Genomic DNA, 22,541 nt, shown 5'->3' on the forward strand with positions numbered 1-22,541 from the left:
CCTGAGGCCGGTGATCGGTTGCGATCACCGGAAGTTGGTATTATCGGCTTCCCGGGCGGGATCGGCCGGTCATTCGGCGGCGGCCCGTGACGGTTCGGGCTGGCGGGCGCCGCCCATCTCGATCGCATGCCAGGCGGCGGCGATATGGCTGCGCATGACGGAACCGGCCCAGGCGCCGTCACGCACCTCGAACGCCGCCACAATCTCCATATGATGGCGCAGGCTGCGATGCAGCGCCTCCGTGCTGTAACGGTGGAAGGTGCGCAGCACCAGCGGCAGTTCGATCACCTGGGTCATCATCAGGGCCAGGCGCTGGGTCCCCGCCGCCTGGGTGATCAGGCGGTGGAACTCGCCATTGGCCTCGGCGATGCGGGACAGGGCGTCGGGCGTTGCCAGTCCGCCCAGTTCCAGCATCTCCTCTGCCAGGATGCGCAGCCTTGCAACCTGCGCCGGCGTGGCGCGTTCGGCGGCGCGTTCGGCGGCGTATCCCTCCAGCATCGACCGCAGATCGAAAATCTCCCGGATCTCCGCCATGGACCAGTCAGCCACGAAGGCACCATGGTTGCGCAGGAAGCGCACCGCCCCTTCGGCGTTCAGCCGGCGCAATGCCTCGCGGACGGGCGTGCGGCTGACACCGGTCAGGTCGGCCAGTTCCCCTTCCTTCAGGTGCGTGCCCGGCGGGAAACGACCCGCATGGATGGCATCCCGGATGGCCATATAGGCCTTGTCGACTGCATTGCTCATCGGCGCTTCCTGGTCGATGCCGACCGTTCAACTTCTCCTCATGCGCTGACTTCTACCCCAGACACGCATCCCGGCACCACCACTCCCTTCAAGGCCGCCATCAGGGTCCGGGGGAGGGGACATTCTCCACCGGGCCGGCGGCATCCGTGTCCGCAGCCGGGTCCGGTATTTCCTGAACCTCCAGCACGCTGGCCGCCACCGGGGTGGTGCGGGGCAGGATCTGATAGGGCATCTGCTGTTCGGATGGCACAGGGGCGGACAGGCGTGCCCGGCGCAAGGCGAACCCCAGCGTGGCTGCGGCCACCAGTCCGATCAACGCGAACAATCCCCAGGGGCCGACCAGCCCCATGGCTGCCGCCCCGCTGACCGGACCCGCCACGGCCCCGGCGGAATAGACCATGACCAGCCCGCCCGTGGCGCCCACCCGGTTTTCCGATGAAAGCCGGTCATTGGCATGGGCCACGAACAGCGGGTAAAGGGCGAAGGCCACGCCGCCGAACAGCGCGATGGCCGGCAGGAGCAAGGCGGGAAGGGCCAGTGCCGCCAGAATGATGACAAGGGCCAGGATGCCCGCCGCCGCCAGTGAGCCGATGATCACCTGCCGGCGGTCGAAACGGTCCGACATCAGGCCCAGCGGCCATTGCAGGACGACACCGCCGAGGATGGCGGCCGTCATGAACCAGGACGTGCCGGTCAGGTCCAGGCCGATGCCGGCCGCGAACAGCCCGCCCAGCGCATAGAAGGCGCCCAGCATGATGCCCGTGGTCAGCGCCCCGACAACGCCCAGGGGCGATGCCTCGTACAGCGGACGCAGGCCCATGGCCCCGCCCTCGGGCAGGCTGGGGGGTGGCATGCGGGTCAGCACCACGGGCAGAACGGCCAGCGACATCAGGATCGACGCCGCCGCCAGGGGCAGCAGCGCGGCCTGATCGCCCAGGGTCAGCAGGGGCTGACCCGCCGCCTGACCGACATAGAGTGCAATCATGTAGAAGGCCAGGACCCCGCCGCGTCCTTCCGATGGGGCACGCTCGTTCAGCCAGCTTTCCAGGCAGACGAAGATTCCGGCCATGCACAGCCCGTCCAGCAGCCGCAGAACAGCCCAGAACACCGTGTCCTGGTAGAGCGCATAGGCCAGCAGGGTGGCGGAAAAGGTGGAGACGAAGGCGGCGAAGGCGCGGATATGCCCCACGCGGCGGATGATCCGGAAGACCAGCAGCGAACCCAGGCCCAGCCCGATGAAATAGGCCGTGCCCATCCAGCCGATGGTGACAGGGCCCGCCCCCGCATCGCGCAGACGCAGCGCCAGCAACGTGGCCAGGAACCCGCTGCCGGCCATGGCCAGGAAAATGGCGGCCAGCAGCGCGCGGACGGAACGCAACGCCATCATCGTGCCACCTTGAATCTCGCCATCAACGCCATGCCATCCTTTCCAACCACTCCGCCACCGGCCATCGCCATCCGGCAGCCCACGGATGTGGGCGCCGGCGATTGAGGCCGGTGATCGGTTGCGATCACCGGGACTGGGTATAAGCCTTCAAAGCGGGCGCTGGTCATCAAGATGGGCAGCATCCCGTCAGGCGGCAATGGCCGGGGCGGGCATGGGGGTGCTGTCGGCGGTGCCGATCAGCCGGTCATGCAGAGCCTTCACGGCCCGGTCGAAATCATCCCTGGCCAGAATGAACTGCACATCCACATTGCGGATCTGGTGCTGAACGCCCATCACCGAGATGCCGGCCTGTGCCAGAGCCCCCAGCGCGTCGGCCAGCAGGCCGGGCCGGTTCAGGTCGCTGCCGATCACCGATACGACGGAAACAGCATGCGTGGCGATACCAGCCGTGGGGAAACGCTTTTCCAGATCCTCCACCACACGCCGCACCGCGGTGCCGCTGGCGCGCAAATAATGCGTGATGGTGTTGGCATTGCTGGACTTGGCGATGATCCAGGCGCGGTGGCGGGTCAACGCCTCCAGAATGCCGGCGTCATAGCCCTTTTCCCCGACCATGTCCTGCTCGAAGAACTCCAGCGCGGTGCCGTTGCGCAGGCCCGTGACGATCTCCACGCGCGGCCGGTCGGACACATAGTCGCCACGGATCAGCGTGCCGTCGTCGGCCGGGTCGAAGGTGTTCTTCACGCGCAGCCAGATCCCCGCCTGACGCAGCCCGCGCCCGGCCCGGGGGTGGATGGCCTCCATGCCCAGATTGGCAAGCTGGTCCGCCACGTCATAGTTGGTGAGGCCGATCTTGCGGGCATTGGCCTCGCCCACCTGCTTGGGGTCGGCGCTGGACAGGTGGAATTCCTTGTGGATGATGGCCTCCGCCGCGCCGGTTAGCACGGCCGCACGGGAGAAGGTCATTTCCGAATAGCCGCGGTCGTAACGGCCGACCATGCCTTCCTTGCACTGGGCATAGCCCGTGACGATGGGCAGGGAGGTCGACAGATCGATCCCGGCCAGCCCGTCGCGGATGCGCGTGTCCAGGTCTGGCTGGGCCGTGTCGCGCCAGCCCGTCAGGTCGACGAAGCAGCCATTGATCCCCTTGTCGCGCAACAACAGGGCCGTGTTGTGCGCACTGTGCGCCTCGCCCAGCCCGGCCAGCATCTCACGCACGGCGGCCAGGGGTTCGGCCAGACGGAAATGCCCGTGGCTGCGCAGCCGGTGCAGATCGTCCAGGCACTGGCGCACGCCCTCCACCCGCTCCGCGACGAAGGCATCGGCCTGATGGCGGCTGGGGCCGGGAGTGAAGATGGTGGCGTTGCGTTCCAGCATGGCTGATTTCAGCCGTTCCAGCGCCCCCCCCCATTCGTCACCCGTGCCATCGTTGATGAAGGTGGCGTAGACGCCGGGCTCGCCCGTCTTCTTGTGTTCGAGCAACAGGTTCGTGATGCCGGCATAGGCGGATACGACGAAGATGCGGCGATAGAGGGCATCGCCGCTGCGGCCGCCGATCAGCACATTGCGCAAGACGGTGTCGGTGGCAGTGATGGAGGTGCCGCCGATCTTCTCAACCGTGTGGTTGGCCATGGTGGCCATCACAGGGGAGGGGTCCGTCAGCTCCGCTTTCATATCCATGCTCATGCCGCCCTCCGCTTCAGGGGACCGGCCATGGGCCGGACGGGCTCGATATCCTTCCGGGCCGCGATGAAATCCGGCCGGGGCGTCGCCGGGCCGAACGGCTTCTCCAGCCGGTTCGACAGGGCGTTGTAGACCAGGAAGGCGTTGGCCCGGGGGAAGGGCGTGATGTTGCCGTTCGAACCATGCATGATGTTGCAGTCGAAGATGACGACCGTGCCCGGCTCGCCCGTGGGCGCCACGATGCCGTGACGGTTGGCGAGATCGGCCAGGCTGTCCTCGTCCGGCACGCCATATTCCTGCTTCTTCAGGGACGATTTGTAATGGTCGTCGGGCGTTTCACCGACACAGGTCAGATACTCTTTGTGCGATCCGGGGATCAGCATCAGGGGACCATTGTGCGGCGTGTTCCGCGCCAGCAGGATGGACATGGACAGGGCGCGCATGCGCGGCATCCCGTCCTCAACATGCCAGGTCTCGAAATCGGAATGCCAGTAGAACTCCTTGCCCTGGAAGCCGGGCTTGTAGTTCAGGCGGGACTGGTGGATGTAGACATCATCGGCCAGCAGGTAACGGGCCACCTCCGACAGCCGCGCATCGGCGGCAAGCCAGGCCAGCATCGCATTCTGGCGATGTATTTCGAAGATGGAGCGCACTTCCTTGCTGTTGCGCTCGGTGATCACCGTTTCCGGCTTCAGCCCGGCGGGATGGGCCAGCAGCGTGGCGGCCTCCGCCTGCAGGGCCGCGATCTCGGCGGCGTCGAACTGGTTTTCCAGCACCAGATAGCCGTTTTCATCGAAGAAACGGCTCTGCTCCTGCGTCAGCGGCGCCTGGGGCGTCCAGGTGCCATGGACGACGGGGTCCAGCCGCGGCAGCAGGCTGGCGCGGTCGGTCTGTCGGGAAGGATAATGGTCGATCATGAGATGGCCTCGTATCGGTTGTCCGGAGAAAGCGGTCGGGACGCTGGGGTCATGCCGCTTCTTCCGCCGGATAGGCGCCCGTTTCGTCATGCACCTCACGCCCCGTGACGGGCGGATTGAAGGTGCAGGCCATGATCATTTCCGTGCGTCCGCGCAGGATGTGCCGGTCGTTCAGGTTCAGGGCATACATGGTGCCGGGGCGGATCTCATGCACCTGGCCGGTGGCCAGATCCTCGATGCTGCCCTCGCCGCTGATGCAGTAAACGCACTCCAGATGGTTCTTGTAGTGCATCAGCAACTCAGCGCCGGCATAGATGGTGGTGATGTGGAAGGAAAATCCCATGCCGTCATCCTTCAGCAGCAGCCGGGCGCTTTCCCAACCCTTGGAGACGACATTGCGTTCGCACGAACGTGCGTCGGCGAGATTGCGTACGATCATTTTTCTGGTTCCCTGGATAATTCCCTGAAGACGAATGGCCGGGAACGGCCGGCGGGGCACCGCATGCATGCAGCCATGCGGCTTCCCGACCGGTATAGGCGCGGGGGTCGCATCGATAACGCCTGCGACGGCCGGTCGTTCCCAGAAAATCCGTCCGATTACTCAGCGGCGGCCTGGAAGGCCGGCGCCATGGCCTGCTGCGTGCATTCGCGCAGGATGCGCATGCCCGTGGCCAGTTCCTGTTCGGTGATGGTCAGCGGCGCCAGCACCTTGACCACCTCGTCATGCGCGCCGCTGGTCTCGATGATCACACCGCGGGCAAAGGCGGCGGCGGTGATCTGGTCGGCGATCTCCCCGGAGCCGACATCAATACCCTGCATCATGCCGCGGCCCTTCAGCCGGACACGGTCGCCATAGGGGGCGGCGATTTCCCGCAGGCACTTGCCCAGGAATTCGCCCCGTGCCTTCACCTCCCGCTCGAAGGCACCATCGCGCCAGAAATGGCGCAGGGCCGCCGCGGCCGTGATGAAGGCATGGTTGTTGCCACGGAAGGTGCCGTTATGCTCGCCCGGCTTCCACTGGTCCAGTTCCGGCCGGAACAAGGTCAGGGCAAAGGGCAACCCCATGCCGGACAGCGATTTGGCCAGGGTCACGATATCCGGCTTGATGCCGGCTGCCTCGAAGGCAAAGAAATCACCCGTCCGGCCGCAGCCGGCCTGGATTTCGTCCAGGATCAGCAGCGCGCCATGGCGCTTGGCGATATCGGCGATGCGGCGCAGCCATGCCGGGGAGGCCACATTCAGCCCGCCCTCACCCTGGACCGGCTCCACCAGAATGGCCGCCGGCTTGTCCAGACCGCTGGATGGGTCGGACAGGCGCTGTTCCAGCAATTCTGCCGTATCGACGTCGGGGCCGAAATAGCCGTCGAACGGTTCATGGCTGACATGGGTCAGCGGCACACCGGCCCCGCCGCGCTTGCCGGCATTGCCCGTGCAGGCCAGCGCACCCAGCGTCATGCCGTGGAAGCCGTTGGTGAAGGCGATCACATGCTGGCGCCCCGTCACCTTACGGGCCAGCTTCAGGGCCGCCTCCACGGCGTTGGTGCCGGTCGGCCCCGTGAACATGGCGCGATAGGAAAGGCCGCGCGGGGCCAGGATCGTGCTTTCCAGTTCGGCCAGGAATTCCTCCTTGGCCTCGGTATGCAGGTCCAGGCTGTGGGTCACGCCGTCGCTGGCGATGTAATCCATCAGCGCCTGCTTCAGCACCGGGTGGTTATGACCGTAATTCAGGCTGGAACAGCCCGACAGAAGATCAAGATAGCGGCCACCCTGGGCATCTTCCATCCAGACACCTTGCGCCTTGGTGAACAGGCGCGGCATGGCGCGCGAATAGCTGCGCACGCGCGATTCCATGCGGTCGAAGGTGGAGACGTCGGGCAGGGTGGCCGTCGGTTTCGGCATCATAGTCATGATCTGTCTCTCGTTTTTGCGAGGCCGGCTCAGGCGGCGGCGCGGACGGAAGGGAGTGGTCCGATGGTGACCATATGTTCCGCCTCATGGGCGCCGTCGAAATGCCGGTCGCGTTCAAAATGGGCGTCATGGCGAAAGGCTGCGCCCTGGGATTTGGCAAAGCTGCGGAACAGGGCCCAGCTTGCCTCGTTGGAAGGCGTGATCGTCGTGGCCATGGTCTTGATATCAGCCAGGCCCGGACGGGCCAGAAGGTCGGAAAGCAACCGCCGGCCCAGCCCCAGGCCACGGGCGTCCGGATGTACCGCGACCTGCCAGACGAACAGGGTCGTCGGATCGGCCGGCAGCCGGTATCCGGAAATCCACCCCAGCAGGCGCCCATCCGCCTCGGCCAGGATGCTGCAATCCGCGAAATGGCTGGCCTGCAGAAGGTTGCAGTACAGCGAATTGGTGTCCAAGGGTGGACAGGCGGCGATCAGCCGATGGATGGCGGCCCCATCTTCGGTAAGCGGTTGACGCAAACGCAGGGCAGGGCCGGGACGGGAAGGCGTGGTGGCGTCATTTTCGGGCTGGTGTCCTGGCAAAGCCATTTTTCACCCCCTTGATATTTTATCATTCGAATCATCTGGCACAGACACATGCCTGTGTCGGAGCCGTGAAGGTGGGTAAGGCTTACGCAAAAACAAGGTCACGTCAACCTTTTGGGTCGACTTTTTGCTTCCAGAGCGGGTGGAAGCAGCTATGTCCGCCCGAAAAAGTCCTTCATCTATAAAAATATAATCAGCCTTGCATGGCGGGTTCGCAGCCGGTAAAGCCAGAATGTACAGACAGGCCCCGAAGTGATTCCCCCCATGTCAGATCCCCGAACGGAAGCCGCCCTGCGTGCCATCAGGCGTATCATGCGTGCCGCCGAAATGGCTGAAAGGCGGCTGGCCGCCGCCACGGGCCTGACGCCGTCGCAACTGCTTCTTCTGCAGGAAGTGGCGCGGCGGGGGGAGGCGACGCCCAGTGCGCTGGCCGCAGCCGTGCAGTTCAGCCAGGCCACCGTGACCAATCTGGTCGACCGGCTGGAAAGCCTGGGTCTGGCCGCCCGCCGCCGTGGCAGCCAGGACCGGCGCCAGGTATGGGTCGCCATCACGCCGCGGGGCCGGGACGTGCTGGCGGACGCGCCGGACATGCTGCAGAATCAGTTTTCAAACCGTTTCCGCAAATTGCCGGACTGGGAACAGGCGATGCTCATCGCCATGCTGGAACGGCTGAGCAGCCTGATGGATGCCGAGGATATCGACGCCGCCCCCCTGATCGACACGGGCGGCCCCATCGACCGGTTGCCGTGATATGGCCGGGCATAGCGACAGGGAAATTGAGGGCAAGAAAATGGCGCCGTCGCGGGAACGACGGCGCCCAAGTTGCTTGAGGAGACTTGATGAGGACCCATGCCCCCGGTGGCCGGGAAAGAACCCGGCCGCCCGCCGCATGTATTAGTAGGTGAAGCGCGCGACGGCCGTGATGCGGCGGTCGTTCATGTACCACCCGCGCGGCACCTTCACATTTTCGCCATCGGGGCCGGTAACCACGGCTGAGGTCTTCGTGACCTCGTTCAGCAGATTGGCCCCCTGGAGTCCGAATTTCAGATTGTCGTTGAAGCTGTAGAACAGCGAGGCATCCCACTGGCCTGTTGCTTCATTGACGATCGGATCATAGGGGAAGATCACGTCCCGGATGGTCAGCAGGAAATCCGACCGCCAGGAATAAGAAATGCGGGCCGAGATCGGTCCATATTCATAGAAGGGCGTGATGTTGAACGAGTGCTTGGACAGTCCCTGCAGCGGCAGCTTGGTCATGTCCACCGTCGTCACGCGCCCCGCCCCCACATCCGGGTCCGTTTCGGACAATGTGCTTTGCGGCACCCCCTTTGAATGGACATAGGTGTAGTTGGCCTGCAGGCCGAAACCACCCCAGATGCCCGGCAGGAAGTCGTAGGTCTGCTGATAGGCCAGTTCCAGTCCCTTGATCTTTCCGATCTCATCAGCATTGACGGGCGTGGTCACGACACTGTCGAACGTGGCGCCGTTATTGGTCAGCGAATAACGGCGGACATCATTCGTCAGCACCCCTTTCAGTTCCTTGTAGAACAGTGATGCCGTCAACTGACCGACATTGGCGAAGTACCATTCCGCCGTCAGGTCGTAATTGTCGGCCGTGGTCGGCCGCAGGAACGGGTTGCCGGCATTGAAGGTGCCCTGCAGGCGATAGCTGCCGGGAATGGCACTGCCGTCGCTGTTCACATTCTGGACCGTCTCCAGGTTGACGTTGAAATAGTTGCGGGTCAGGCCCGTGGCCGGCGGCGCCACCCCCTTGAAATAGGCGGCGCGGAACTGCAACTCGTCACTCACGGCCAGTTTGAGGTTCAGGTTCGGCAACCAGTGATCATAGTTGATCTTCACCCGCGAGGGGATCAGCGCGTTATTGGTATAATTACGGGCCTGTTGCCGCACCTCCGGACTGAAAGTGCAGAAGGCGGGCAGGGCGCCTTCACCCGTCTCTTCAATCTGCTGCTGCGATTCAAGGCAATTCTGGTCGGTCGGAAAAGCCGAACTGGGCGTGGGAAAAGCCAGGAAACCATCGGACGTGCGGTCGGTGGTGGTATAGCGCACCCCGACATTGCCGCTGAATTTCCATCCATTGCTCATATCGCCGTCGAACTTGGCCAGGATATAGCCGGCGTTGTTCTCCTCCCGGATGGGATTGATCTCGCCGGGCAGGAACGGCGTGCCCGCCACCACCCCGGCCCGGTCGGCCAGCGAATTCCAGCCACCATTGCGCACCACGCCATCCTCGCCCGTCACCGTCGGTTCCCATTCGCGGTTGATCGAGTTGGCGAAGGCGATGTAATCGGCATAGTTCTTGGCGGAATTGCCGGAGTAGAACAGCCGGCCCTGGCCCAGCAGCGGATCGGGGAACTTGCCGCGGAAGAAGTTCGGGTATTTGTAGGATTGATAAGCCGTGGCCGGCGTGCCGACGGCGTTGGTCTGCGGGTTGCCATCCAGCGGATCGTCCAGCCACACCGGGCCGTTATTGCCCCACTGCTCCGACAGACGACCCCAGTTGTAAGTGGAGAAGCGTGCCGTCTGCTGCCGGTCGGCATAGCGGTAACCCACCTGCACCGATTTCAGGAAATTGCTATCCTCGAACTTGTAGTCGGCATCGATACGGACAGCGTCGGAATTGCCGGTGCTATCCTCGATATGGTCCATCGCGGACCGGTAGAAGGTATTGTACGGGTCGGCAAAGCTGTTATGCCCCTCCCCGAAATAGGTCGGGCTGCCCGTGCTGCCGGGGACGCCGGAACAAGCCCAGTTGGCGGAGGGGCCGGAGCAGACCTGCGGCGGCTGGAACTCGACGCGCGGATATCCCTTGCCGCCATTCATGTCGATCAGGACATTCTGGTAGCTGGAGGTCCAAAGCCCGTTATCGATGATCCAGCTTGACGATTTCACATGCTGGTAATCGAAGTTGAGGCCCAGATTGTCGGTGACATCCCAGCGGAAATTCAGACCGTAATCGTTGGTGACTAGCTTTTCTTCATGATCGCGGCGGATATTGTTGCTCTGCAGCCCATATTCCGTGATGCGCGGCACCACGGGATTGCCCCAGGCATCCTCGGTCCGCTGATCGTCGCGCCAGCCGTTGGGCCCGGTGATGAGACCGCTTTCGAACATGCCGCTGCTGCTGAACTTCAATTCCGTGCCCGGCACACGACGGCTGTCGCCGTTGTTGGCCACGTTGTCGGTCGCGATTTCGACCGCATGTTCGGTCCAGGCCTGCCGCGCGTCGGAACGCAGGAAGGTGAACACCGCCTCCATCCTGTTGTCGGGGCTGCGCCATTGCGCGGCTCCGGCATAGCCATACCGGCGCCGGTCGAATTCCTGGCTGCCCACCACGGCACCGCGCGGGAACAGCACCTGATCTGTGATGGCGTTGGGCGCCTCCTCCGACCCGTTCTGGACGACGTCGCCATCGGAATAAAGGTTGCGGACGCGAAAGCTGGAGAGCTGGAACCGGTCGGCACGGGTCTTGAGCTGGGAGCCCACGAAACTGCCCAGCAGGCCGAACTCGCCGGCCCCCGTCTCCCAGCGGTCGGACAGCAGGATGGAGCCCGTCGGCGCCGCCTTCTTGACGAAGTCGCCATAGGAAGCCTCGGCCGAGGCCGCCATGACGGTGCCCTTGCTGTCGAAGGGCTTGCGTGTGCGCAGGTTGACGACGCCGGCGATGCCGCCTTCGATCCGGTCGGCGGTGGGCGATTTATAGACATCCACGCCGCCCATCAGTTCGGACGGCACGTCGGCGAAGCCCAACGCACGGCCGTTATTGGCGCTGAACGCCTCGCGGCCGTTGAATTCCGACCGGACATAGGTCAGGCCACGCACGACCACGCCCGAGCCTTCCACCGAGAAATGATCCGGATCGATGCCGGCGGCGAAACGATTGATCGTCACGCCGGGAATGCGCTGCAACGCTTCCGTCACGGACCGGTCCGGCAGGGCGCCGATATCCTCTGCCGTGACGCTGTCGACGATGCTTTCGGAATAGCGCTTCAGGTCCTGCGCGCTTTCCAGCGATCGGCGAAATCCGGTGACAATGATCTCTTCCAGCGATTCGGACTGGACAGCGCTGTCACCCGAGGCTTGCGCAACCAGGGTGTCGGGCGCATCCTGCCCGCTCGCGGATTGCTGGGCCTTTACGGGCAGAACAGCCGCAATGGCGCACAAGGCTGCAATGGATACCCCATCCCGCAGCGTCAGGCCGAAATCGGGCCGCCGCCGCTCCCCCGTCAGGGGGCGTACCACAACACCCATCCCCATTTCCTCCCACCATGTTAGCGCTAGCATTTTGTTGTTTGCGCCTTCTGTAGGTTAATTGGTAATTAAAGCCCCCATCAGCGTCAAGTCTCCAGATGTTAGGGCTAACAAAATTTTTCTCTATTCGTTTTGCATTGCAACAAAATCACGGCGCAGCGCACACACATTGACGAAATCCAGACGTGAGCGTTAACATATACAGTAAAGGGGAGGGGCCGTGACAATAAACGAAGAAACAGGAAACGAGGGAACAGGTCCTGCGCCGACCATGCGTGTGCTGATCGTCGGCGGCGGCACGGCCGGCTGGATGACGGCGGCGGCGCTGGCCCATAAGCTGGCCGGAACAGGTGTGTCCATCCGGCTGGTGGAATCCGCAGAAATCGGCACTGTCGGCGTGGGTGAGGCAACGGTGCCGCACATACGCCATTTCAACGCCAGCCTGGGATTCGACGAGGCCGACTTCATGTCGCGCACCGAAGCCACCTTCAAGCTGGGCATCGAGTTCTGCGACTGGGGTTGTATCGGTGACCGTTATATCCACCCGTTCGGGGCCTTCGGCCAGGATATCGGCGGCGTGCCGTTCCATCATCACTGGGTGCGGGCCCGGCGGGCCGGACTGGTGCCGCCCGGGCTGGACAGCATGTCCCTGCCGGTACAGGCCGCCCGCGCCGGCCGGTTCGGCCACCCGTCACCGGACCCGGCCAGCCTCTATTCCACCTATTCCTATGCCTACCAGTTCGATGCCGGCCTTTATGCCGCCTATCTGTCCGCCTTCGCCCAGGCGCGCGGCGTGGTGCGAACGGAAGGCAAGGTGGCCGGCGTGCGGTTGCGGCCCGACGGGTTCGTGAACCATGTCGTGATGGCGGACGGGCAGGAAATTGCGGCCGATCTGTTCATCGACTGTTCGGGCTTCCGCGGGCTGCTGATCGAACAGGCGCTGCACACGGGGTACGAGGACTGGACCCGCTGGCTTCCCTGCGACCGCGCGGTGGCGGTGCCGTGCCCCAATGCCGGCCCCGTCACACCCTACACGCGCGCCACGGCCCGCATGGCGGGGTGGATGTGGCGCATTCCGCTGCAGCACCGTGCCGGCAATGGCCATGTCTATTGCAGCGGCTTCATCGATGACGATGCCGCCGAACAGGCATTGCTGGACCAGCTTGAAAGCCCGACATCGTCCACCCCCCGCCGCCTGCGCTTCACCACGGGCAAGCGCAGGCGGCAATGGGTGGGCAATTGCGTGGCCATCGGCCTGTCGGCAGGTTTTCTGGAGCCTCTGGAAAGCACGTCCATCCACCTGATCCAGCTTGGCATCGGCCGTCTGCTGGACCTGTTCCCGGCACCGGGGGGCTGGGACCCGCTGGACGCCGCGGAATTCAACCGGTTGATGGACCTCGAATATGAGCGGGTGCGGGATTTCATCATCCTGCATTACGTGGCCACCCAGCGCGACGACACAGCTTTCTGGCACCATTGCCGCACCATGGCCTTGCCCGACAGCCTTGCCACCAAGATGGACCTGTTCCGGGAACGTGGCGTGGTCGTCACCTACCGCGACGGCATGTTCCTGGAACCAAGCTGGCTGGCCGTCTATCTGGGGCAGAACATCCTGCCCGACCGGGTGGACCCGCGCGCGGGCCTGGTGCCTGATGCCGAAATATCCCGGCATATGGCGGCGGAGGCCGAGCGCTGCCGCCGTGCGGCGGCCGTCATGCCCCTGCATGGCGATGTGCTGGCCCGATATCGCCAGGGGATGGCATCATGAAATCCGGGCTGCATGACATCGTGATTGCCGGTGCGGGTCTTGCCGGCTGGCTGGCGGCCTGCGCCCTGGCGCGGGTGCATGCCGGCCGCGGCGGGTCGGTGACGCTGGTGCCCGTGTCCGGCCCCGACGACAGCCTGGACCCGTTCGGCCCCGTCGCCCCGGCCCTGCCGGGTTTCGGGGCTGCCTTCGCCCGACTGGGACTGGAGGAGGGGGAGGTATTGCGGGCCGGCGGTGGCGGCTTCAGCCTGGGCACGGCCTTCACCGGCTGGGCGGGTCCGTCATCCGTGTCCTTTCAGCCTTTCGGTGACACCGGGGCGGAATTGAACGGTGTCGGCTTTACCCAACTGGTCTGGCGGGCGCGTCAGACCGGCCGGGGGCTGCGCATGACGGATTATTCACTGGCCACCCTTGCCGCCCAGATGGACCGGTTCAGCCTGCCCGTGGCGGACACGCGATCCGTCCTGTCCACCCTGGCGTATGGCGCCTTCCTGGAGCTTGGCGGGCTGGCGGCATTGGCGCGCCGGCGGGCGGAGGCGGCGGGCGCACGGCAGGCATCGTCCCCCCTGGCCGGGGTGGAACGGACGGGGGACGGCAATGTCGCGGCCCTGGTGCTGGCCGATGGGGCGCGTCTGGCCGGGGACTGGTTCATCGATGCCACGGGGCCATCGGCCCTGCTGTGCCGGCCCGATAATGGCTGGCAGGATTGGGGACGGTGGTTGCCCTGTGACAAGGTCGCCATTGTCCCCGTCGCGCCCGACGGCCCGCCGCCACCCTACGGGCTGCATGCGGCGGAGCCGGCGGGATGGACCCGGCGGCTGCCATTGCGCCGGGGGGCGTGGACGGCGCGTCTGTCCGCCAGTGCGGTTGGCCCGGCTGATACCGCCACCCGGTCCTTCACCTGCGGAAGGCGCCGGTCTCCCTGGCAGGGCAACGTTCTGGCATTGGGTGGGGCCGCCGCCATCCTGGACCCGGTCGGCGGCGCGTCGCTCTCCTTGCTGTTATCGGCCATCGGGCGTCTGGTCGGGCTTTACCCCGTCGACCCCCGAAACGGTGCTGAAGCGGGGGAGTACGACCGGCAGACGATCGACGAACTGGAACGCGCGCGTGACTTCCTGATCCTGCGATACAAGCTGAACGGCCGGCGGGGCGACCCGCTGTGGGATGCCGCGCGTGACATGGCGGTGCCGGACAGCCTGACCCATAAGATGGCGCTGTATGAGAGCCGGGGCCGCATTCCGCTGCTGGACGGGGAACTGTTCAGCCGGTCCGACTGGGCCAACCTGTTCGACAGCCAGGGTGTGCGGGCACGCCGCTGCGACATCCAGGCCGCCGCCCTGCCCGACACGGCCATCCTGGCGCATCTGGAACGGTTGCGCACCCTTCTGCTGCGGGCCGCCGGTGGGCTGCCGCCTCATGTACGGGCGCTGGCCCATCTGTCGGGAGGGACCTGACCCATGCGCCCCCCCGATACCATCCGCGACATCGTCATCGTGGGCGGCGGCACCGCCGGCTGGATGGCTGCAGCCGCCTTGTCGCGCCTGTCCGGCAATGGCGTGACCCGCATCACCCTTGTGGAGTCGGAGGAGATCGGCACCGTCGGCGTGGGAGAGGCGACGATCCCGCCCATCCGCGCCTTCAATGCGCTGTTGGGCCTGGACGAGGATGATTTCGTCGCCAGGACCCATGCCAGCTTCAAGCTGGGCATCGCGTTCGAGGGATGGACACGGCCCGGTCACCGGTACCTGCACCCGTTCGGGTCCTTCGGCTTCGACATGGAGGCGGTGAAGTTCCACCAGTTCTGGCTGAAACTGTCCAGCCAGGGGCTGGCCGGCCCGCTGGATGACTATAATCTCTGCGCGGTGATGGCGCACAAGGGCCGGTTCGCGCGTCCATCGGCCGACCCGGCTTCCGTCCTGTCGCAGGTGACCTACGCCTTCCATTTCGACGCCGCCCTCTATGCTGCCTATCTGCGCCGCCATGCCGAGGCGCGGGGCGTGCGGCGGGTGGAAGGCAAGGTGACCGGCGTGCCGCTGAGGGCCGAAGACGGGTTCATCGACGCTGTCATCCTGGCCGACGGGAGACGGATCGACGGCGACCTTTTCATCGATTGCTCGGGGTTCCGGGGATTACTGATCGAAGGGGCGCTGCACACGGGGTATGAGGACTGGACGCATTGGCTGCCCTGCGACCGGGCGCTGGCGGTGCCGTCGGCCAATGCCGGCCCGCCGCCGCCCTATACCCGGGCCATGGCCCGGGAGGCCGGCTGGCAATGGCGCATCCCGTTGCAGCACCGGACCGGCAACGGGTACGTCTATTGCAGCCGGGATATCGATGATGCGCGCGCGGCCGAGACGCTGCTGGCCAATCTGGAAGGGCCGGCCCTGGCCGATCCACGGATGCTGCGCTTCACCACGGGCCGGCGGCGGCGGATGTGGAATCGCAACTGCGTGGCCCTGGGCCTGGCCTCCGGATTTCTGGAACCGCTGGAAAGCACCTCCATCCATCTGGTCCAGGCGGGCATCTCCAAACTGCTGGCCTTGTTTCCCGACCGATCCTTCGACCCGGCGCATGAAGCGGCCTACAACCGGCTGTCGGCGATGCAGTTCGAGCAGGTGCGGGACTTCATCATCCTGCATTACCTGGCCAATGACCGGCCGGAACCCTTCTGGCGACGGGCCGCCGCCATGGTCGTTCCCGACAGCCTGGCGGAGAAGATCGCCCTGTTCCGGGCGGGCGGGCGGCTGTTCCGGTTCGAGGACGAACTGTTCAGCGAGAATAGCTGGATCGCCGTCCTGCTGGGCCAGGACATCCTGCCGGAACGCTGGGACCCCGTGGCCGACACCATCGATCCGCGCCTTGTCCGCCATAATCTGGACAGGCTGCGCAGCCTGTTCGCCCGCGCCGCCGATGCCATGCCGGACCATGGGTCGTTCATCGCCCGCCATTGCGCCGCACGGAGAGACCCATGAGCGACCGCCGCATCCGCCGCATCACCATCGTCGGCGGCGGCACCGCGGGATGGATGAGCGCCGCCACCTTCGCCCGCATCCTGGGGCCGGACTATGCGGAGATCACGTTGGTCGAGTCCGACGAGATCGGCATTGTCGGCGTGGGCGAGGCGACCATCCCGCAGATGGCCACCTTCAACCGCATGCTGGGCATCGACGAGGATGAATTCCTGCGCGCCACGAAGGGCAGCTTCAAGCTGGGCATCCAGTTCGTGGATTGGGGCCGGCTTGGCCATACCTATTTCCACCCGTTCGGCCATATCGGGCTGCATATGGAGGGGGTGTCCTTCCACGCCTACTGGCTGCGCCTGAAGCAGGCGGGTCTGGTGGACAGGATCGAGGATTGGTCCCTGCAGGCCACGGCCGGCGCGCGCGGGCGCTTCATGCGCGCCATCAAGGCCGGCCGCTCCCCCCTGTCGGACATCGCCTACGCCTTCCATTTCGATGCCGGCCTCTATGCCCGCTATCTGCGTTCCTATGCCGAGGCCCGCGGTGTCGTGCGGCGGGAGGGCCGGATCGTCGCCGTCCACCGGCATCCGGAGACGGGCTTCGTGCAGTCGGTGCAACTGGCCGATGGCAGCCGGGTGGAAGGCGAGCTTTTCATCGATTGCAGCGGCTTCCGCGGGCTGCTGATCGAAGGCGCGATGCAGGCGGGCTATGTCGACTGGTCCCATCATCTGCCTTGTGACCGGGCCGTGGCCGTCCCATGCGAGGGGACCGAGGCCATGACGCCCTATACGCGATCGACGGCGCGCAAGGCCGGCTGGCAATGGCGCATCCCGTTGCAGCACCGCACCGGCAACGGCCATGTCTTCTGCTCTGCCTACATGAGTGACGACGAGGCGATATCGACCCTGCTGTCCAACCTGGACGGCAAGCCGCTGGCCGATCCGCGCATCGTGCCCTTCCGGACGGGTCATCGCCGCCGGCTGTGGGTTGGCAATGTCGTGGCCATCGGCCTGTCCTCCGGCTTTCTGGAACCGCTGGAAAGCACGTCGATCTGGCTGATCCAGAGCGGGCTGTCCCGGCTGATGGCCATGTTCCCGGACCGGGATTTCAACCCCGCCACCATCGCCCGCTACAACCGTGTGCTGACCACGGAATATGCGGAGATCCGCGACTTCCTGATCCTGCATTACAAGGCGACCGAACGCGACGACAGCCCCTTCTGGGATTATTGCCGCACCATGCCGGTGCCCGACCGTCTGGCCGAGAAGATGGCGGTGTTCCTGGCCCATGGCCGCACGTTCCGGGAGAACGAGGAACTGTTCAACGATACAAGCTGGTTCGCCGTCATGCTGGGCCAGTTGATGCAGCCTGCAAGCTACGATCCCGTCGCCGATATCCTGAGCCTGGAGGAAACCCGCACCAGGCTGGCGCATATTCGCGAGGCCATCGCCAATTCCGCCGATTACATGCCAACCCACCGCGACTTCATCCGCCAGCATTGCGGCGCATGATGTCGCGGTGGGGGGATCGAGGCGGAAGTGCCTTATACCCCGACCCGCCGCACATGCGCCGCCAGCCCCAGGAAAGCTGGATAGGGGTGGGTGACGACATAGGTGGGGATGGGCCCCAGGAAGGCGCGCATGCGGCCCTTCTCAACGAACCGCTTGCGGAAGCGGCTGTGGCCGAACCAGGTCAGGAACCGCGGAATGATGCCGCCCGCGATATAGATGCCGCCCCGCGATCCAAGCGAAAGGGCCAGATTACCGGCCACGGTGCCCAGCATGGCGCAGAACATGTCCAGCGCCTCCACACAGACCGTGCAGCGCCTGGATACCGCCCGATCGGAAATCTCCGCCGCCGTCAGCTTCTCCGCCTCGATCCCGTCCAGGAAGGACAAGGTCTCATACAGGTTCACCAGACCGGGGCCGCAGACCAGCCGTTCGGCCGAAACATGCTCGAACTGTTTGCGAAGCTGGGCCAGCACCGCACTTTCCCGGTCGGTGACGGGGGCCATGGTGACGTGCCCGCCTTCCGTGGCCAGCGCCATGAAATGGCCGTCGCCGACCGCAGGAACCAGGGCCGAGACGCCCAGCCCGCTGCCGGGACCCAGCACGCCGATGGGCGATCCCTTCACGGGCTCCCCCTCGCCGACCTGGGTGTAATCATCCGGCCCCAGTTCGGGGATGCCCAGGGCCACGGCGGTGAAATCATTGATGACATCCAGCCGGTCCAGCCCCAGATCACGGCCCACGGCAGTGATGGAGAATTCCCAGGCCAGGTTGGTCATGCGCACCAGGTCGCTGGTAATGGGTGATGCGACGGCGAAGGTCGCCGTCTTCACCCGCCCCACCAGATCCTGCGCCTGCAGGTAGGCCAGGGCCGCTTCCTGCAGGGTCGGATAGTCCGCACAGCGCAGAACCTGTTCATTGAAGGGCGAGCCCGTCGCCCCGACCAGGGCGAAGCGGGCGTTGGTACCACCGATATCGGCGATCAGAAAGGGGGCGGGGCCGTCAGTCATGGTGTCGTTCCAGGGCAGGCGGGAAGGCTTCAGGGCGAAGGGAAGGGGATCAGGCACTGGCGCTGCGCATGGGGCGGAGCGCGGCGCCGGGCATGTCCGGCGCCGGCCCCGTGGACCCGCGGATGACCAGCGCGTGGTCGAGCTGCCGGTGCGGCATGGGATTGTCCCAGACACCGGCATCCTTGCGCTTGATCAGTTCCAGCAGGATGTCGGCCGCCGCCTCCGCCATGTCGATCACGGGCTGGCGGATGGTGACAAGCTGTGGCCAGACCATGGTGGCGATGGGCATGTCGTCGAAACCGACAACGGAAAGCTGGTCGGGCACCGTGATGCCCAGCGTGTGGGCCACGGCCAGGGCGGCGGCGGCCATCTCGTCATTGCTGGCCAGGATGGCGGTCGGCCGGTCGGGCCGGTCCAGCAGGCGCTGCGCCGCCGGCAGGGCGGAACCGTAATTGAACTCGCCCACCTCGATCAGGTCGGGAAGGGGGGCCAGACCATGATCGGCCAGCGCCTCGCAGAAGCCGGCATAGCGCAGGCGGGTGGCCGCGTGCTGCGCCTTGCCCTTGATGAATCCGATACGGCGGTGGCCCAGGCCGATCAGATGTTCGGTCAGGTCCCGGGTGGCCTTCCATTCATCGATCCGGACGATGGGAGAGGTGTCGATATCCCGGTCGGGCGCGATACGCACGTAAGGCACCCCGGCCCGCTGCAAGACCCCCAGCACCACGGGATTGTCCGTGACGGGGGGGGTCAGGACGACGCCGGCCATGCGGACCTGATTGACCAGGGCGGCGGCCCGCTCCTCCACATCCGGGGCGTTGTAGGCGATTTCCTCGATCAGCAGATGATAGCCGGCGGCACGGCAGCGGTTCAGCATGCCAAGCTGGATATCGTGCGTATATTGGCCGCCCGTGTCGCCGTAGAAATGGCCGATCAGGAACGAACGCTCCCCCGCCAGGCTGCGCGCCGACAGCGAGGGCTGGTAGCCGAGTTGTGCGATGGCGGCCAGCACACGCTGGCGGACCACGTCGCGGACGTTCGGTTCCTTGTTCATGACGCGGCTGACGGTCTTGATCGATACCTCGGCCAAGGCCGCGACATCGTTGATCGTCGGTTTGCGATGCGGCTGCGCCATCTGGTACTCCCGGTTGGAACGATTGATTTTCGGCATAAATCCCGTCCGGGTCCATCAAAAGCCGCAAGCGGCGGCGGGGTCTTCCGTATACCCCGCCGCCGGTCACGACGCCTTCCGCGATGAAAGGGGGAAGGTGGGCGGATTATTCCGCGGCACCGACCGGGGCAGGCCGGACCCGGCCCAGGCCGTTTTCCAGCGCCCCCTTCAGGCACAGCAGGCCGAAGGCGACGATGACCAGATAGAAGGCCACAGGGACGAACATGGCCATATGCAGGCTGGTCACGTCCGCGAAGGCACCGGTCAGCACCGGCACGACCGCCCCACCCACGATGGCCAGGCACAGCAGGCCCGACGCGGCCGGCGTCTGGTCGTCCATGTCCTTCACCGACAAGGAGAAGATGGTGGGGAACATGATGGAGTTGAACAGGCCGATGGCGATGGCCGTATAGGCCGACACGGCACCCGTGGTCATGGCCGATGTCGTGGCCAGCACCGCCGTCATCAGGGCGCAGAAGGCCAGGACACGGGCCGGCGACACCTTGGTCATCACGGCCGACCCGATGAAGCGGCCGACCATGGCGCTGCCCCAGTAGAAGGCGAGATAGGTGGTCGCCTGCTCCTCCGACAGCCCCAGCGTGCTTTCCAGGCCCAGATAATTGATCATCAGGCTGCCGATGGCGACTTCCGCACCGACATAGGAGAAGATGCACAGGGCACCGAAGCCCAGACGCGGATTCTCCCGCAGCGAGGGCATGTGCCAATGCGCGCTCTCACGGCGCACGACCGTCTCGTTCCGGCGCAGGACCCAGAACAGGATGGCGATGGCGAACATGATCAGGGCCAGCACGATGCAGGGCGTTTCCAGCACGCGCAGCGAACCCGTCGTGCCCGCCATGCCTTCCGGCAATTCAGTGATCGCGTTGAAGATGAAGATACCGGCCAGCAGCGGGCCGATGAAGGTCGCCACCGAATTGAACGCCTGGGCCAGCGTCAGCCGCTGCGGCGCCGTATCGGGCGATCCCAGGCCGGAAGCCAGCGGGTTCATGACGACCTGGATCATCGTGACGCCAGTGGCGATCACGAACAGGGCGGCCAGGAAGACCCAATATTGGGCGATTTCGATGGCGGGAATGAACAGCAGGATGCCGATGCCGACCGTGACGAAGCCGGTAATGGCGCCGCGCAGATATCCCAACTTGTCCAGCACCCGGCTGGCCGGCAGCGAAATCAGGAAATAGGCCAGGAAATAGCAGAACTGGGTCAGCATGGCCTCGGCGTAGCTGAGGCTGAAAGCCGCCTTGAACTTCGCCACCAGCGGGTCGACCAGCACGGTCACGAAACCCACGATGAAGAACAGCATGAAGGTGAAGGGCAGCATCTTGCGGGCCACCGGGAAGGTGGAGTTCCCACCCGATGCGGCATTCGGTACGGACTGCGCCAAGGCGACCTCCCAAGGAATTCGTTTTGTCGACATGTCGCAGAAAATGACAACGCTGTCGACACTGTTTTGTAGGAACAGTCACTTTCTCCGCTGAATCACGTAATAACGCAACCCAAAATCGGGGGGTTGGCGGTAATTTCGTAAACAGCCGGCCGGTGATGCCAGCCTGCGGGCAACGCCGTCGGCAGCACAGGCAAGCATGATGCCAGGTCGTTCCGCCGCTTCGGCCCGCACACCCGTCCGGCAAGGCACACGCGGGCTCATCGGAGGTGACTGGCGGGAATTCGACCCGAAGCGTCCATAGGGTCAGGATAAGGGGTTGAATTGTCATCTGCCCCCGCGTCGGACGAGAATGTCGGACCATGCACGGATAGCGTTGTCATTTTTATTGTCACTGGCGGGACATTTCAGACAAGCCGGATATCGTCACCCCCCACCAATCTACGTCTGATAGCGCTCCCATTTATCGTTGAATGCCAGTCCTTCCGGTTGTTTACTGACCGGACCAAGAAGACCCCCGGCCAGGGGGAAGGGAGGAAGCAATGTATTTACGCAAACTGGTTGCGCCATTACTGGCATCTGTCATGCTGATCACCAGCCCGGCCTTGCCGGCACCGGCCGGTGATGATGATGCACTGGCCGCCTTGCAGGCGGCCCTGCCGGGTAAGCTGATGAATGACCCCACCCGTATGGACTGGGTCGTCTATGGCCGCGGACAGAAGAACAGGCGGATCAAGACGCCGGGCGTGGGCGGCGGCATCGCCTTGCAGGTCTCCTCCCCCCATGCGGGGGCAAACCCTTATGATATCGGGGTGAACATCCCGCTCAATGCTCCAGTCATCCCGGATCAGCCGATCACGGTCGCCTTCTGGGCGCGGACCGTATCGGCAGAAACACCCGACGGGTACGGACGGCTGGGGCTGCGCATCCAGATGAACGAAGCGCCCTATGCCGGGTTCGGGGATAAGATGATGTCCATCGGCCCCGACTGGCAGATCCACGAAGTCAGGGCCCGGGCGGACAGGGCCATCGGCCAGGGAGGTGCCGTCATCGGCTTCCAGATCGCCGCCGCGCGCCAGGTGGTGGAGATCGGCCAGATATACGTCCTCGACATGTCGGGAAAATAGCCCCCGACGCGGCCTGCCGCCGCCGTGCCGCATACGTATTTCGCCGCGCGTTGCGGCGCACAACATACGTATTCAGCCGGCGCGCGGCGGCAGGATGAAC

At 65.1% G+C, this 22,541-nt stretch carries 17 protein-coding genes; 6 read left to right on the plus strand and 11 right to left on the minus strand.

What is annotated here, in order from left to right:
- Positions 1 to 69: 69 nt before the first annotated feature.
- From ACM9LZ_RS23795 to ectA, 7 genes are all read right to left on the minus strand, one after another.
- Positions 70 to 744 (minus strand): GntR family transcriptional regulator, encoded by a 675-nt coding sequence (locus ACM9LZ_RS23795; RefSeq protein ID WP_416622014.1) that lies wholly within the window; start codon positions 742 to 744, stop codon positions 70 to 72.
- A gap of 100 nt (positions 745 to 844) precedes the next feature.
- The gene (locus ACM9LZ_RS23800) at positions 845 to 2,131 is read right to left on the minus strand and encodes an MFS transporter (RefSeq protein WP_416622015.1); all 1,287 of its coding nucleotides are present in this window, start codon (positions 2,129 to 2,131) and stop codon (positions 845 to 847) included.
- Positions 2,132 to 2,317: 186 nt separating this feature from the next.
- Positions 2,318 to 3,817: an aspartate kinase gene (locus ACM9LZ_RS23805; RefSeq protein ID WP_416622016.1), complete on the minus strand. Its 1,500-nt coding sequence runs from the start codon at positions 3,815 to 3,817 to the stop codon at positions 2,318 to 2,320.
- Positions 3,814 to 4,731: an ectoine hydroxylase gene (gene thpD / locus ACM9LZ_RS23810; protein WP_416622017.1), complete on the minus strand. Its 918-nt coding sequence runs from the start codon at positions 4,729 to 4,731 to the stop codon at positions 3,814 to 3,816. The genes ACM9LZ_RS23805 and thpD overlap by 4 nt, the downstream gene beginning before the upstream one ends.
- A gap of 49 nt (positions 4,732 to 4,780) precedes the next feature.
- Positions 4,781 to 5,170 (minus strand): ectoine synthase, encoded by a 390-nt coding sequence (locus ACM9LZ_RS23815; RefSeq protein ID WP_416622018.1) that lies wholly within the window; start codon positions 5,168 to 5,170, stop codon positions 4,781 to 4,783.
- Between the two features lie 158 nt (positions 5,171 to 5,328).
- Positions 5,329 to 6,639: a diaminobutyrate--2-oxoglutarate transaminase gene (gene ectB / locus ACM9LZ_RS23820; protein WP_416622019.1), complete on the minus strand. Its 1,311-nt coding sequence runs from the start codon at positions 6,637 to 6,639 to the stop codon at positions 5,329 to 5,331.
- Between the two features lie 29 nt (positions 6,640 to 6,668).
- Complete coding sequence (ectA, locus tag ACM9LZ_RS23825; RefSeq protein WP_416622020.1) at positions 6,669 to 7,226, minus strand: diaminobutyrate acetyltransferase; 558 nt, start codon at positions 7,224 to 7,226, stop codon at positions 6,669 to 6,671.
- Between the two features lie 261 nt (positions 7,227 to 7,487).
- Here ectA and ACM9LZ_RS23830 point away from each other — a divergent pair, with 261 nt between their 5' ends.
- On the plus strand, positions 7,488 to 7,973 hold the full coding sequence (locus ACM9LZ_RS23830; protein ID WP_416622021.1) for a MarR family winged helix-turn-helix transcriptional regulator: 486 nt from the start codon (positions 7,488 to 7,490) through the stop codon (positions 7,971 to 7,973).
- Between the two features lie 144 nt (positions 7,974 to 8,117).
- Here the strand turns inward: ACM9LZ_RS23830 and ACM9LZ_RS23835 are convergent, their stop codons facing one another.
- Complete coding sequence (locus ACM9LZ_RS23835; RefSeq protein ID WP_416622022.1) at positions 8,118 to 11,495, minus strand: TonB-dependent receptor; 3,378 nt, start codon at positions 11,493 to 11,495, stop codon at positions 8,118 to 8,120.
- A gap of 271 nt (positions 11,496 to 11,766) precedes the next feature.
- On the opposite strand from ACM9LZ_RS23835, the gene ACM9LZ_RS23840 reads away from it, so the two are divergent.
- Genes ACM9LZ_RS23840 through ACM9LZ_RS23855 form a run of 4 tightly spaced genes read left to right on the plus strand, consistent with a single transcriptional unit; the run spans position 11,767 to position 17,731 of the window.
- Complete coding sequence (locus ACM9LZ_RS23840) at positions 11,767 to 13,263, plus strand: tryptophan halogenase family protein (protein WP_416622023.1); 1,497 nt, start codon at positions 11,767 to 11,769, stop codon at positions 13,261 to 13,263.
- Positions 13,260 to 14,714: a tryptophan 7-halogenase gene (locus tag ACM9LZ_RS23845; RefSeq protein ID WP_416622024.1), complete on the plus strand. Its 1,455-nt coding sequence runs from the start codon at positions 13,260 to 13,262 to the stop codon at positions 14,712 to 14,714. The genes ACM9LZ_RS23840 and ACM9LZ_RS23845 overlap by 4 nt, the downstream gene beginning before the upstream one ends.
- Before the next feature lie 3 nt (positions 14,715 to 14,717).
- The gene (locus ACM9LZ_RS23850) at positions 14,718 to 16,232 is read left to right on the plus strand and encodes a tryptophan halogenase family protein (protein WP_416622025.1); all 1,515 of its coding nucleotides are present in this window, start codon (positions 14,718 to 14,720) and stop codon (positions 16,230 to 16,232) included.
- Entirely contained in the window at positions 16,229 to 17,731 is a 1,503-nt protein-coding gene (locus ACM9LZ_RS23855; RefSeq protein ID WP_416622026.1) for a tryptophan halogenase family protein, read from the plus strand. Before ACM9LZ_RS23850 ends, ACM9LZ_RS23855 begins: the two co-directional genes overlap by 4 nt.
- A gap of 32 nt (positions 17,732 to 17,763) precedes the next feature.
- Here the strand turns inward: ACM9LZ_RS23855 and ACM9LZ_RS23860 are convergent, their stop codons facing one another.
- From ACM9LZ_RS23860 to ACM9LZ_RS23870, 3 genes are all read right to left on the minus strand, one after another.
- Positions 17,764 to 18,738 carry a glucokinase gene (locus ACM9LZ_RS23860; protein WP_416622027.1) on the minus strand — a complete coding sequence of 325 codons (975 nt, stop codon included), beginning with the start codon at positions 18,736 to 18,738 and terminating at the stop codon, positions 17,764 to 17,766.
- Between the two features lie 49 nt (positions 18,739 to 18,787).
- Positions 18,788 to 19,909, minus strand: a complete 1,122-nt coding sequence (locus ACM9LZ_RS23865; RefSeq protein ID WP_416622028.1) for a LacI family DNA-binding transcriptional regulator — start codon at positions 19,907 to 19,909, stop codon at positions 18,788 to 18,790.
- Between the two features lie 106 nt (positions 19,910 to 20,015).
- The gene (locus ACM9LZ_RS23870) at positions 20,016 to 21,314 is read right to left on the minus strand and encodes a sugar MFS transporter (RefSeq protein ID WP_416622029.1); all 1,299 of its coding nucleotides are present in this window, start codon (positions 21,312 to 21,314) and stop codon (positions 20,016 to 20,018) included.
- A gap of 542 nt (positions 21,315 to 21,856) precedes the next feature.
- On the opposite strand from ACM9LZ_RS23870, the gene ACM9LZ_RS23875 reads away from it, so the two are divergent.
- On the plus strand, positions 21,857 to 22,441 hold the full coding sequence (locus tag ACM9LZ_RS23875; protein ID WP_416622030.1) for a hypothetical protein: 585 nt from the start codon (positions 21,857 to 21,859) through the stop codon (positions 22,439 to 22,441).
- The last annotated feature ends 100 nt before the right edge of the window (positions 22,442 to 22,541 follow it).

Source organism: Niveispirillum fermenti, assembly GCF_048066175.1.
GTDB lineage: Bacteria > Pseudomonadota > Alphaproteobacteria > Azospirillales > Azospirillaceae > Niveispirillum > Niveispirillum fermenti.

What these genes read in the sequence shown, in the direction of transcription:
- ACM9LZ_RS23865 (WP_416622028.1), bottom strand. Translation starts at nt 19,909, where the DNA reads ATGCCGAAAATCAATCGTTCCAACCGGGAGTACCAGATGGCGCAGCCG.
- ACM9LZ_RS23815 (WP_416622018.1), bottom strand. Translation starts at nt 5,170, where the DNA reads ATGATCGTACGCAATCTCGCCGACGCACGTTCGTGCGAACGCAATGTC.
- ACM9LZ_RS23830 (WP_416622021.1), top strand. Translation starts at nt 7,488, where the DNA reads ATGTCAGATCCCCGAACGGAAGCCGCCCTGCGTGCCATCAGGCGTATC.
- ACM9LZ_RS23850 (WP_416622025.1), top strand. Translation starts at nt 14,718, where the DNA reads ATGCGCCCCCCCGATACCATCCGCGACATCGTCATCGTGGGCGGCGGC.
- ACM9LZ_RS23855 (WP_416622026.1), top strand. Translation starts at nt 16,229, where the DNA reads ATGAGCGACCGCCGCATCCGCCGCATCACCATCGTCGGCGGCGGCACC.
- thpD (WP_416622017.1), bottom strand. Translation starts at nt 4,731, where the DNA reads ATGATCGACCATTATCCTTCCCGACAGACCGACCGCGCCAGCCTGCTG.
- ACM9LZ_RS23800 (WP_416622015.1), bottom strand. Translation starts at nt 2,131, where the DNA reads ATGATGGCGTTGCGTTCCGTCCGCGCGCTGCTGGCCGCCATTTTCCTG.
- ACM9LZ_RS23860 (WP_416622027.1), bottom strand. Translation starts at nt 18,738, where the DNA reads ATGACTGACGGCCCCGCCCCCTTTCTGATCGCCGATATCGGTGGTACC.
- ectA (WP_416622020.1), bottom strand. Translation starts at nt 7,226, where the DNA reads ATGGCTTTGCCAGGACACCAGCCCGAAAATGACGCCACCACGCCTTCC.
- ACM9LZ_RS23840 (WP_416622023.1), top strand. Translation starts at nt 11,767, where the DNA reads ATGCGTGTGCTGATCGTCGGCGGCGGCACGGCCGGCTGGATGACGGCG.
- ACM9LZ_RS23875 (WP_416622030.1), top strand. Translation starts at nt 21,857, where the DNA reads ATGTATTTACGCAAACTGGTTGCGCCATTACTGGCATCTGTCATGCTG.
- ACM9LZ_RS23805 (WP_416622016.1), bottom strand. Translation starts at nt 3,817, where the DNA reads ATGAGCATGGATATGAAAGCGGAGCTGACGGACCCCTCCCCTGTGATG.
- ACM9LZ_RS23835 (WP_416622022.1), bottom strand. Translation starts at nt 11,495, where the DNA reads ATGGGTGTTGTGGTACGCCCCCTGACGGGGGAGCGGCGGCGGCCCGAT.
- ACM9LZ_RS23845 (WP_416622024.1), top strand. Translation starts at nt 13,260, where the DNA reads ATGAAATCCGGGCTGCATGACATCGTGATTGCCGGTGCGGGTCTTGCC.
- ectB (WP_416622019.1), bottom strand. Translation starts at nt 6,639, where the DNA reads ATGACTATGATGCCGAAACCGACGGCCACCCTGCCCGACGTCTCCACC.
- ACM9LZ_RS23795 (WP_416622014.1), bottom strand. Translation starts at nt 744, where the DNA reads ATGAGCAATGCAGTCGACAAGGCCTATATGGCCATCCGGGATGCCATC.